The sequence below is a fragment of the Pseudomonas boreofloridensis genome (assembly GCF_030580795.1).
Taxonomy (GTDB): domain Bacteria; phylum Pseudomonadota; class Gammaproteobacteria; order Pseudomonadales; family Pseudomonadaceae; genus Aquipseudomonas; species Aquipseudomonas boreofloridensis.
On sequence record NZ_JAUQOQ010000014.1, the window covers coordinates 122,541 to 134,206 of the forward strand.

Annotated in this window: 9 protein-coding genes; 2 read left to right on the plus strand and 7 right to left on the minus strand. The window is 63.1% G+C overall.

Going from position 1 to position 11,666, the window contains the following annotated elements; all coding sequences use genetic code 11:
• Positions 1 to 20: 20 nt before the first annotated feature.
• On the minus strand, positions 21 to 833 hold the full coding sequence (locus Q6A47_RS17120) for a tetratricopeptide repeat protein (protein WP_029615221.1): 813 nt from the start codon (positions 831 to 833) through the stop codon (positions 21 to 23).
• Positions 834 to 1,038: 205 nt separating this feature from the next.
• On the opposite strand from Q6A47_RS17120, the gene Q6A47_RS17125 reads away from it, so the two are divergent.
• Positions 1,039 to 1,593, plus strand: coding sequence for a WCX domain-containing protein (locus tag Q6A47_RS17125; protein WP_039582490.1), 555 nt, complete (start codon positions 1,039 to 1,041; stop codon positions 1,591 to 1,593).
• A 12-nt stretch (positions 1,594 to 1,605) separates the two neighbouring features.
• Here the strand turns inward: Q6A47_RS17125 and Q6A47_RS17130 are convergent, their stop codons facing one another.
• The 6 genes from Q6A47_RS17130 to Q6A47_RS17155 all read right to left on the minus strand — a co-directional run bounded on the left by Q6A47_RS17130 (position 1,606) and on the right by Q6A47_RS17155 (position 9,221).
• Positions 1,606 to 2,469 (minus strand): ABC transporter permease, encoded by an 864-nt coding sequence (locus Q6A47_RS17130; RefSeq protein ID WP_039582489.1) that lies wholly within the window; start codon positions 2,467 to 2,469, stop codon positions 1,606 to 1,608.
• Positions 2,470 to 2,481: 12 nt separating this feature from the next.
• Entirely contained in the window at positions 2,482 to 3,345 is an 864-nt protein-coding gene (locus Q6A47_RS17135) for an ABC transporter ATP-binding protein (RefSeq protein ID WP_039582488.1), read from the minus strand.
• Between the two features lie 6 nt (positions 3,346 to 3,351).
• Entirely contained in the window at positions 3,352 to 4,371 is a 1,020-nt protein-coding gene (locus Q6A47_RS17140) for an ABC transporter substrate-binding protein (RefSeq protein ID WP_304484884.1), read from the minus strand.
• Positions 4,372 to 4,389: 18 nt separating this feature from the next.
• Positions 4,390 to 5,268, minus strand: coding sequence for a TauD/TfdA dioxygenase family protein (locus tag Q6A47_RS17145; RefSeq protein WP_369811541.1), 879 nt, complete (start codon positions 5,266 to 5,268; stop codon positions 4,390 to 4,392).
• 430 nt (positions 5,269 to 5,698) lie between these two features.
• Positions 5,699 to 7,036 carry an HlyD family type I secretion periplasmic adaptor subunit gene (locus Q6A47_RS17150; RefSeq protein ID WP_205419314.1) on the minus strand — a complete coding sequence of 446 codons (1,338 nt, stop codon included), beginning with the start codon at positions 7,034 to 7,036 and terminating at the stop codon, positions 5,699 to 5,701.
• A 28-nt stretch (positions 7,037 to 7,064) separates the two neighbouring features.
• Positions 7,065 to 9,221, minus strand: a complete 2,157-nt coding sequence (locus Q6A47_RS17155) for a type I secretion system permease/ATPase (RefSeq protein ID WP_304484885.1) — start codon at positions 9,219 to 9,221, stop codon at positions 7,065 to 7,067.
• Between the two features lie 1,115 nt (positions 9,222 to 10,336).
• Between Q6A47_RS17155 and Q6A47_RS17160 the strand changes: the two genes are divergently transcribed.
• Positions 10,337 to 11,666: retention module-containing protein (locus Q6A47_RS17160; protein ID WP_304484886.1), on the plus strand; the 1,330-nt coding region annotated here is incomplete at its 3' end.

Sequence of the window (11,666 nt, forward strand, 5' to 3'; positions counted from 1 at the left end):
GGAGGCGATGAACAGCGTGTTCAGGTCTGCACCTGATCCTCCAGCTTCATGGTCAAGGCCAGGGTGCTGCCCAGCCCGATCGCCTGGTCGCGCCAGGCCAGGTAGCGTGAGGCGTCGCGCCGGCTGAAGTGCACGGCCAACTCCTCGGCAGCCTGCATCACCCCGGCGCCGGCCGCCAGCTCCAGCCAGTACAGCCCGGCCTTGATGTCCGCCGGCACATGCAAACCATGCAACTGCCGGTAGCCCACCTCGAACCGGCAACGCGCCTCGCCACGCTGAGCACCGCGCAGGAACCAGCCGTAGGCTTGCACCGGGTCCACCTGCCACGGCTGGTCGGTCTCGCACACCTCTTCTTCATAAAGATCGCCCAGCGCTGCGGCCGCATGCGACAGGCCGCGCTCGAAGGCATGCCGGTAGTACTCGGCGGCATTGGCGTAACACACCGCCACGCCCTTGCCGAAGTAATGCTGCTGGCCGAGGTTGAACCAGGCCGCCGCATTGCCCTGCAACGCCGCCATGCGCAGCAGATGGCTGGCCAGTGCGGTGTCCGCGCGCCAGTAGCGGCCATTGAGCCAGATCCAGCCCAGGTCGTTGAGCACCGCCGCGTTGCCTTGCAGCGCCTGATGCCGCAGGTCGCTGTAGATCGCCTGCACATCCACCGCTTCGTCCAGACGACTGACCAAGGCCGAGCGCTCGCCCAGCAATGCCCATTGGGTGGGCAGCCCCACCCCGGCAAACGCACGCAGGTGCCGACGTGGGATGGCGGGCACCGGTACCACATGCTCGGGCAGAAGGCGGGCAAGCAGCGAATGGATATTGCTGGCAGCAGACATGTTCATCCTCATTGAACGGCCCACAGTTCCGACCTCGACTGTGATGAGGCGATTCTGCGCGACGATACGACAAAACCTGTCGCGAACGATCTGCGCGCACGCAACAAATAGCGGGTTTGTTGATCTCAGCGCAAAGTAGCGAATTGCCATCCCGCACCGCGCCCGCCATGCTATTTGTCGCAAGCCTAGACAAGGACGTTAACCTTTGCCGTTCGCCACAACCCGCGCCACCCTTAGTCGCCAGTGGGCCTTGTTGCGCCAGTTGCCCAGCCGCTCGCCCGGGGTCACCAGTGCCGAACTGGTGTGGCGCCTGCGCGACGTGGGCTTCACGGTCAGCAAGCGCACCGTGGAACGTGACCTCAATGAGTTGTCACTGATCTTCCCGCTCGAGCGCAACGACAAGAGCATCCCGTTCGGCTGGCACTGGTCAGCCAGCGCAGGCGAGCTGCGCGGCCATTTCGACCTGCTGGACTATCTGCGTGACGATCCGCTCAAGGCCGCGCCTGGCCAAGGCCTGGCGCTGCAAGCCTGGGTCAGCGACGCCTTGGCGCGACGGCTGCGCGAAACGCCGCTGGGCGCGGACATGCACTTGACCGCGCTGGAGCAGGGTCACCGCCTGCGCGCGACGGTCAGCGACGACGCGCCGCTGCGCTGGTGGCTGCTGGGCCAGGGTGACGATCTGATGGTGGAACTGCCCCAGGCGCTGCGCGAGGAAATCGGCCGTATCCTCGCCAGCGCGGCAGCACGCTACCGCGACTGAAGCGCGCTGCCGTCAGCGCTGCATGCCCCAGCGGCGCACGGTCAGCCGCTCCAGCGTGTTGAACACCAGCCCCTCCACCAGCAGGCCGATCAGGATCACCACCGCCAGCCCGGCGAACACCTTGTCGGTGTACAGCTCGTTGCGGTTCTGGAAGATGTACCAGCCCAGGCCGCCCTTGCCGCTGCTGGCGCCGAATACCAGCTCGGCCGCGATCAGCGTACGCCAGGCGAAAGCCCAGCCGATCTTCAGCCCCGACAGAATCGACGGCAGCGCCGCCGGCACCAGGATATGCAGCACCAGGCGCAGCCCGCGCAGGCCATAGTTGCGCCCCGCCATGCGCAGGGTCTCGGACACGCCCAGAAAGCCGGCATAGGTGTTCAGCGCCAGGGCCCACAGCACCGAGTGCACCAGCACGAAGATCAGGCTGTTGTCGCCCAGCCCGAACCACAGCAGCGCCAGCGGTAGCAGAGCGATGGCCGGCAATGGGTTGAACATCGAGGTCAGGGTGCCGAGCAGGTCGCGACCGAACTGGGTCGAGACCGCCAGGCTGGTCAACCCGAACGCCAGCACGATCCCCAGCACATAGCCCTTGAGCAGCACCACCAGCGACACCGCGACCTTGGCCGGCAACTCGCCACTGGCCAAGCCATCCCACAAGGCCGCTGCGGTTTGCCCGAAGGTGGGCAGCAGCAGGTCATTGTCGGTGTAGCGCGCCACCGCTTCCCAGATCACCGCCAGCAACAGCAGGATCAGGCCCTTGCGTATCCAGGCTTGCTGCCACAGGCGCTGGGCCAGCGGCAGCTCACGGTGCAGCGATAGCCCTGGCAGCGGTTGCAGCGCCACTTCGTATTCCTGACGCGCAGACGTCGTGCTCATATCCAGCTCCTGTCAGTAGGCGATGCGGATGTCGTTGAAGCCCAGCGGCGCAGCAGGCTCGGGCTCGCCGGCCTGGTCGAACAGCAGGCGGTGGATGCGCCGGGCGCTGGCCTGGAAGTCGCTGCCGCCCAGGCTGCCAAGATGGTACTGGTGGCTGTGCACCTCGGCCCGCACCCGCCCTGGATGCGGCGACAGCAGCAAGATGCGGTTGCCCACCACCAGCGCCTCTTCGATGGAGTGGGTGACGAACAGCAAGGTGAAGCGCACCTCCTCCCACAGCAGCAAGAGTTCCTCCTGCATCTTGCGGCGGGTCAGTGCATCCAGGGCGGCGAATGGCTCGTCCATCAGCAGGATCTGCGGCTGCGTGGCCAGCGCCCGGGCAATCGCCACGCGTGCCTTCATGCCGCCAGACAGCGTATGCGGGTAGGCATCGGCGAATGCCGCCAGACCGACTTTCTCCAGGTAATGCAACGCGCGATCATGGGCTTCGCCGCGCTTTAGCTGCCCAGAGACCAACAGGGGGAACATCACGTTCTGCTTCACCGTCTTCCAGGGCGGCAGTTGGTCGAACTCCTGAAACACGACGATGCGGTCTGGCCCAGGCCCTTTGACGGGCTGGCCGTTGAGCAGAATGTGGCCTTCGCGCGGCTCGATGAAGCCGGCCACTGCCTTGAGCAGGGTGGACTTGCCGCACCCGGAAGGGCCGAGCAGCACGAATCGATCAGTGCGATCGACCTCGAAACTGACTTGGTGGGTGGCCCGCACCACGCGCTGCGGGGTGCGGTACTCCAGACTCAGGTTATCCACCGCGAGCAACGTCGGGCTGTCGACACGGCGCAGGTTGCTGGCCGCGTGGCCTGGCAAAGGGGCGGTCATGATCGGTCAGCTCCCTTGCAACGGCCGCTCATCCTGGAAGAAGTAGTCCTTCCACGACGCGGGCTTGTGCTTGAGGGCGCCGACCCGATAGAGAAACTCGGCCAGCGGGTAGGTGTTCTTCGGCGTGATGGTGAATTCGTAGCGCGGGTTGTCGATCAGCTTGATCAGTGCGTCGCGGTCGATCTTGGCTTTGATCACGCGCAGGTAGGTGTCGGCAGCAGCCGCTTTGTCGCGCTGGGCGAAGTCGGCGGCCTCGGCCAGCGCATCGACGAAGGCTTTGTAGGTCTTGGGGTTGTCCTGGCGGAATTTCTCGGTGGCAAACAGCAGCGTCGGCGAGTTGGGGCCGAGCAGGTCGTAGCTGTCGAGCACCACGTGCACGTTGGGATTGGCCAACTCCTGGTCCTGGAACGGCGGGTTGGAGAAATGTCCGTTGAGTTCGGTGCCGCCGGCCAACAGTGCAGCGGCGGCATCCGGGTGCGGCACCGCGAGGGTGTACTTGTCCAGGCGGTTGTATTCCTTGTCGCCCCATTGCTTGGCGGCGGCGTATTGCAGGAAGCGCGACTGCACCGAGACGCCTACCGCCGGCACGGCAATGCGATCCTTGGCGGAGAAGTCGGCGATGGTCTTCACCTCGGGGTTGCTGCTGACCAGGTAGTAAGGGAAGTTGCCCAGCGAGGCCACCGCCTTGACGTTCTGCCGCCCGTAGGTACGGTCCCAGACGGTCAGCAGCGGGCCGACGCCGGCACCGGCGATGTCCACCGAGCCGGACAGCAGCGCGTCGTTGATCGCCGCGCCGCCGGACAACTGCGCCCAGTCGACCTGGATATCGATGCCTTGGGCCTTGCCGTGCTTCTCGATCAGTTGCTGGTCGCGGACCACATTGAGCAGCAGGTAGACGATGCCGAACTGCTCGGCGATGCGAATCTTGCCTTCGGCCTGGGCCAGGCTGGGAACCGCAAGACCGCCGATGACCAGGCTGACGCCCAGGCCGATAGTGGCCGCCAGGCGGCCGATGGAGGTGCGCATGATGAAGATCCTCGACAGTCAGAACGGGGCGTCGCCCTGGATGGTGGTGCGGTACAGCTTGCGCCGCAGGTGAGCAGGACAGCCGGTGGCCAGGTGGATCAGCGAGCGGTTGTCCCAGAACACCAGGTCATGGGGCTGCCAGCGATGGCGATACAGGTTGTGCTCCAGCACGCTGAGGGCGTAGAGCTGCTGCAGCACATCGCGACTTTCGTCCTCCGGCAGCCCGACGATGCGGGTGGTGAAGCCTTCGCTGACGAACAACGCCTTGCGGCCATTTTCCGGGTGGGTCCGCACGATCGGATGAACCACCTCGTTGACCTGGGCCAACTGCTCGGCCGTCAGGGTCGGGCGCCAATTGCCTTCGAACTTGGTTTCCGCGTAACGCGCGGTGTAGGAGTGGGCAGCGCTGCGGCCCTGCACCACGTCGCGCAACGCTTGGGGAACGGCGTCCCAGGCCTTGTGCATGTCGGCGAACAGGGTGTCGCCGCCCTCGCTGGGCAGTTCCTGGGCGTGCAGCATCGAGCCCAGGCTCGGCAGTTCCTTGTAGGAGAGATCGGAATGCCAGAACTTGCCGGCATCGCCCAGGCCGATGTTGCGACCGTCCTCGACGATGTTGGAGACGATGAGAATCTCGGGATGGCCCTGCAGCAAAAACTGTTTGAGCACGTGGATCTGCAGCTCACCGAAACGGCGGCTGAACGCGATCTGCTGGTCGGGACTGATGCGCTGCTCGCGAAACACCAGCACGTGATGATCCAGGTGGGCGCGGTGAATACGCTGGAAGTCGTCGGCATTGACGGGGCGGGACAGATCCAGTCCAACGATTTCGGCACCGACGGCGCCGCTGAAAGGACGAATTTCGAAGGCTTGCGGCGGTGCGCTGTGGATGGTCGACACAGCGTTCAAGGCGGCTGACATTGTTCACTCCCACGCAGTGCGCGACGTCGAAGGGCGCGCATCGATTCATGACCGCACGGGTTTACCGTGTGGGTTCGAGTCGTGCGGCGCGCCGATTGGTCGGCAGGTACGCAGTGGGACGAACTATAAAGTCATAAGAATGAAAATTTAAATATCTTTAAAGAATATGCATACAACCATGATCACGTGCCATTGCCGGGACGGCTCTGCGGTCCAATCGCGACGCAAGGCCGCTCCCAGATGCTATGCGGCCCCGCATGATTCAGGGTTTATACGGCCGTGATGGCGCGTAATGCTGTTCACTTAAGATCTGGATGGCTGGAATTGGGCTGCTGCGCAGCCCCATCCATTCTTGGCCGAAACCCAGATAGAGGGGGCTGCGGCGCAGTCTAGCCGCGATACCACGCCCTCACCGCTCGCGCAGCGCCTCGGTACGCGCCTTGATGATCGGCTTGAGCAGGTAGCTCATGATGGTCTTCTTGCCGGTGAGGATATCCACCGTGGCGACCATGCCCGGGATGATCAGCAGCGGTTTCTCGTCCGTGCCCAAATGGCTTTTATCGGTACGCAGCCGGATCAGGTAGTAGGTGGTCTTCTTGTCTTCGTCGGTGATGGTGTCGGCACCGATCTGCTCCAGCTTGGCCTTCAGACCACCATAGATGGTGTAGTCATAGGCGCTGAACTTCACCGTGGCTTCCTGGCCCGGATGCAGGAAGGCAATGTCCTTGGGCAGGATCTTGGCTTCGATCACCAGCGTGTCGTCCAACGGCACGATCTCGATGATGTCGCTGCCCGGCTGGATCACGCCGCCGATGGTGTTGACCAGCAACTGCTTGACGATACCGCGTACCGGCGAAGTGACCATGGTGCGGTTGACCCGGTCGTCCAGCGCCTTGCTGGTGGCAGTGGCCTTGTTCAGCTCGGTGCGCGCCTCGTTCAACTGTGTCAGCGCCTCGCTGCGGAACTTGCCGCGGGTTTCTTCGATCTTGCTCTGCACTTCCTTGATCGCCGCTTCGGCGCGGGGAATGGCCAGCGCGGTGGAGTCCATCTGGCCGCGCGTTTCCACCTCGGAACGGCGCAGCCGCAGCATCTCCACCTGAGAAATTGCGCCCCGGGCCACCAGCGGCTCGGACATGGAGATTTCCTGACGCAGCAACTGCAAGCTGTTGGCGTACTGGGCACGTTTGGAATTGAACTCGCGCAGCTCCTGCTGCTTCTGCACCAACTGCTGGTCCAGACCACCGATCTCATCCTGCAATTGCTGGCGACGGCTCTGATACAACGAAAGCTCGTCGGCCGCCTGGTTGGGTGCAGCCTTGCGCAGTTCTTCGTCGATCTGCAGCGGTGTGCCCTCCACCTCCGCGCTCAGGCGTTGCACGCGCAGCGCCATGGCCAGGCGCGAGGCCTCGGTCTCGCCGACGTTGGAGGCGAAGCGCGTTTCATCTAAACGCAGCAGCGGCTGGCCGACCTCGACGATTTCGCCCTCCTTCGCATAGATCTGCGCGACGATGCCGCCCTCCAGGTTCTGCACTTTCTGCACCTTGGACGACGGAATGGCCTTGCCCTCCCCGCGCGTCACTTCGTCGATGGGGGCGAAGCAGGCCCAGACGATCAGGAACAGGAAGAAGGCGATCACACCCCAGATGGTCAAACGCACCACGCGCGGGGCATCTTCGATCAACGCCTTGGGCACTTCCGGCAGAGGCTGGCCGGCCATCGACTCCGAGCCCTTGAAGTAGCGCCGCATCTGATCCTTGAAACGTGCGAAATCCAGCTTATGCAACACTGATCTGCCCCTTCTTCAGCGCTTCCATGACAGCCACTTTCGGGCCATCGGCGACGATTTGTCCGCGGTCGATGACGATCAACCGATCCACCAGCGACAGCAGCGATGCACGGTGAGTCACCAGCAGCACGGTCTTGCCTTCGATGACAGCCGCCAGGCGCTGCTTGAGGCGCTCCTCGCCGGTGTTGTCCATGGCACTGGTGGGTTCGTCGAGCAGCAGGATTTGCGGGTTGAGCAGCAGCGCGCGGGCCAAGGCGACGTTCTGTCGCTGGCCGCCGGACAGGTTCTGCCCGCGCTCGCCGACCTGCAGTTCGTAGCCGTCCGGGTGCAAGCGGGCGAATTCGTGCACGCCGGCGAGTTCGGCCGCTTGCAGGATCAGTTCGTCCTCGATGTAACGTGCGCCGCTGACCAGGTTGTCGCGCAAGGTGCCCGCCAGCAGTTGGATGTCCTGGGGCACGTAGCCGATGTTGTGGCGCAGCTCGCTGACGTCGATCTGGCGGATATCGACGCCATCGACCAGCAGCGAACCGTTATCGGCCTCGTAAAGCCCGACGATCAGCTTGGCCAGCGAACTCTTGCCCGAGCCGCTGCGACCGATGATGCCGATCTTCTCGCCGGGACGAATGACCAAGTTGATGCCCTTGAGCGCCTGGTTCTGCTGGTTCGGGTAAGTGAACTCCAGCCCGCGGAACTCTACCGCGCCTTGCAGCACCTGACGGCTCAGCGGACGCTCTTCGAAGTTGCGTTCCTGGGGCAGGCCCATCATCTGGTCGGTGGCGACCATGGTCACCTTGGCCTGCTGGTAACGCGCCAGCAAGCCGTTGAGCTGGCCCAGTGGGCCGAGTGCGCGACCGCTGAGCATGTAGCAGGCCACCAGCCCACCCATGCTCAGGTTGCCGTCGATGATCAGATAGACGCCGACGCAGATCATCGCCACACCGGCCAGTTGCTGGATCAGCAGGGTGATGTTCATCGCCAGGCCAGACAGCACCTTGACCCGCAGCTCCAGGCGGCTGAGGGTGCCGAGGGTTTGCTCCCACATGTACTGGCGTTCGCTCTCGGCGTTGTTGACCTTCACCGCGTCCAGGCCGGCGAGGGTCTCGATCAGGCTGGACTGGCGCTCGGAGGCCAGCGCCATGGTTCGCTCCATGGTCGACATCAACGGCTTCTGCAAGGCATAGCCGATGCCCAGCGCCAGCGGGAAAGCCAGCACCGGAATCCACACCAGGTGCCCGCCGATGATGGCGATCACCATGAGGATCAGCAGGGTGAACGGCAGGTCGATCAGGCTGGTGAGGGTCAGCGAGGCGAGGAAATCACGCAGGCCTTGGAACTCGTGGATGTTCTGGGCGAAGCTACCGACCCGCGCGGGCCGGTACTTCATCGACATGCCGACGATGCGCTCGAACAAGGTGGCGGAGATGATCAAGTCGGTCTTCTTGCCGGCCAGGTCCAGGCACAAGCTGCGTAGCCCCTTGAGAATGAGGTCGAAGACGTAGGCACCGGCGATGCCCACTGCCAGCACCCACAGGGTCGAGGTGGCCTGGTTGGGCACCACGCGGTCGTACACGTTCATCACGAACAGCGGCGCCGCCAGGGCGATCAGGTTGATCACCAGGCTCGCGGCGATGGCGTCGATGTACAGCCACTTGCTGCGCAGCAGCGTGTCGCGGAACCAGGAACGGGTGCGTGGAATGAGGTTGCCGTGGTTGACGTCGAACTTGTGCTGCGGCTGGGCGAAGAACACCTTGCCGCTGTAGTCGCCGGTCAAAGCCTCGCGGGTGACCAGCACTTCGCCACCGTCGCTCTCGCTGAGCAGCAGGCGCGCGCTGTCTTCATTCTCCCAGCCCAGCAGCACGGCGCTGCGGCCATCCTTGAGCAGGAGCATGGCAGGCATGGCGATGGCGGGGATCTGCTCGAGCTTGCGTTGCAGCAGGCGCCCTTGCAGGCCCGCCCGCGCAGCCGCACGCGGAAGCAGTTCCGGGCTCAAGCGCTGTGCTGGCAACGGCAGGCCAGTGGTGAGCATCGCCCGGCTGGCAGGCTTCTGGTGCAACACGCACAGGGTCAGCAGGCTGTCCAGCAGCGGATCGTCGTGCTGACTGCGTGGATCATGGTTGAGCTGTACTCGACTGACTTCAGATTCCACGCGGCGCTCTCTTCATCCTTGCAGTGGTTGGGGCGGGTGCGCCTGCCAGTCAGGTCTGGCCGTCTCACCCTGGGCTTGAGGTCGTGCTGCAGGCAGCGGGCATGGGGCTTTGACCCCCTGTCCTTCGGCAGCCGACCAATGGTCGCCTTGATTCGGTACTGAGTAAACAACTGCTTACATGTCACCTGCACCAGACGACAGTGCACAGTGAAGGGTTCATTACGCGGTGTCGCAGATTGAGCAAGGTCGCTACCAGCGGCGGCTGACTCGCGTGCAGTGCACGGTTCTTGCGAGGAATGCGCTCCAGGGCATTTTCACAACTCACTCTGCAAAGCCTAACTGCTCATGACGCTGGCGCAAGGCCATACGGCAAAAAACAGCGCCCGAATCACGGCGCGTGTCGTGACGACTGGAAGCTCCGGCTCCGCATAGGCAACAGACCGTCCATCGATTCTGAGCGTTTGACGCCCACACCGCGCCTAATCCTCATGATCCCTGGCCAGAGACGGTTATTTGACTCAGCACGATGATGTCCTATAGCCATCCAATCCTATTCAGGAGGGTAAACCGGGCTGCGAATCCCTTCTTGCTGTGCACGCCAGATCCCCGCTGTACACCGCGCGCGAAGGACTGCGAGCGTCTGCGCAGAAACTGATTTCGCGGCTACTCTCCTGACGAACGGTAAGCGCCAAATTAATGGTGGTCGGCAAGGTTTGTGCTTAAAGACCAAAGCCTGCACCTCAAGTGACACATTGATGAAACTCACGACACGCAGTGTGGGTCATTTCCCAGTCGCAGACTTGCCCCAAGTCACTGCCAACAGGCGCGTAGCTCAGGAGAATAGCGGTCTCGACGGAACGTTTAGAAAAAACGCGAGCTGTTAGGTAATTAATACAAAAGGAAGATTGGTGTCGGACTAAATATCAATGTGACATTACTTTGCCGATTGTTTAGGATGACAAGACAAGGGTCAATACTTTGGCATAAACTTAATAGCCAAAAGTTATCGACAGAAAGTTGACGCATAAAAGCGTCAAATCTATTTCGTAACATTCCAGCGGAAGCAGGTTCGCACGCCGGCCGGAAGCCAACTGAGACACACCCCGGAGAGTTCCATGAGCACTGTCGTTGCCATCGTCAAAAGCATTGTTGGCCAAGTCATCGCAGTATCCCCGGAAGGCATCAAGCGCGTGCTGATCGAGGGCGACCGCCTGTTCGCAGGCGAAGAAGTCCTCACCGGCCCGGGCGGCGCCGTGACCCTGGAACTGGCCGACGGGCGAATGCTCGACCTGGGCCGCGACAGTCAATGGAGTGCGGACACACCCGCCAGCAGCGCTGACCTGGGACAGGTCACTGCCCAGGCCGCGCCATCGGTTGAAGAGCTGCAGCAAGCCATTGCCGCGGGTGCCGACCCGACCACCGATCTGGAAGCACCCGCCGCAGGCCCGACGGCCGCAGGTGGCGGCTCGGTGGGTGGCGGACACAGCTTCGTTCTGTTGGAAGAAACGGCAGGTGTGGTGGATCCGACCATCGGTTTCCCTACCGATCCGCTCAACTTCGCCGCCGCGCTGAACACGCAACAGGTCGGTGGCCTGAGTGCCAATAACGCCACCACGACCAATACGGTGCCCGTGGCCACCGGCCTCACCCTGACCGCCACCCCCTCGATCAGCGAGGCGGGTGGCGTCATCGTCTACACCGCCAACGTCGGCCAGGCGCCCCAGAGCGACCTGACCGTGACCCTGTCCAATGGCGCGGTGGTCGTGATTCAGGCCGGTCAAACCAGCGGTTCGGTAAACGTCAACATTCCAGCCAACGACACGCCGTACATCGATGGCGGGCAGATCTCTACCACCATTACCAGCACCTCGGGCGGCACTGGGTTGATCGTCACGCCAAGTGACACGCCAGCAGTGACCCAGATCACTGACACCATCGACACCACCACTGCCACGTTGACCGCCTCCCCAAGCGTCACCGAAGGCGGTGTGATCACCTACACCGTCAGCCTGACTAATCCGGCGCAGACGCCGGTGACCGTGACCTTGTCCAACGGGCAGACCATCACCGTTGAGGCAGGTAAGTCCAGCGGCTCGATTGATTTCCAGACGCCTGCCAACGACGTCTACAACAACGGCAGCACCGTCAACACGACGATCACCAGCGCGACCGGCGGCAACTTCGAAAATCTGGTACCGAATCCGACGCCAGCGCAGACCGTTATCAACGATTCCGTTGACACCACCACTGCTACGTTGACCGCGACGCCAAGCGTCACCGAAGGCGGTGTCATCACTTACACCGTCAGCCTGACCAACCCGGCTCAGACGCCTGTAACCGTCACCTTGTCCAACGGGCAGACCATCACCGTTGAAGCAGGCAAGTCCAGCGGCTCGATCGATTTCCAGACGCCAGCGAATGACGTCTACAACAACGGCAGCACTG

Excerpts from the sequence above, each read along its gene's own strand:
- Q6A47_RS17120 (WP_029615221.1), bottom strand. The coding sequence starts at position 833 with ATGTCTGCTGCCAGCAATATCCATTCGCTGCTTGCCCGCCTTCTGCCC.
- Q6A47_RS17130 (WP_039582489.1), bottom strand. The coding sequence starts at position 2,469 with ATGAGCACGACGTCTGCGCGTCAGGAATACGAAGTGGCGCTGCAACCG.
- Q6A47_RS17135 (WP_039582488.1), bottom strand. The coding sequence starts at position 3,345 with ATGACCGCCCCTTTGCCAGGCCACGCGGCCAGCAACCTGCGCCGTGTC.
- Q6A47_RS17140 (WP_304484884.1), bottom strand. The coding sequence starts at position 4,371 with ATGCGCACCTCCATCGGCCGCCTGGCGGCCACTATCGGCCTGGGCGTC.
- Q6A47_RS17150 (WP_205419314.1), bottom strand. The coding sequence starts at position 7,036 with ATGCGGCGCTACTTCAAGGGCTCGGAGTCGATGGCCGGCCAGCCTCTG.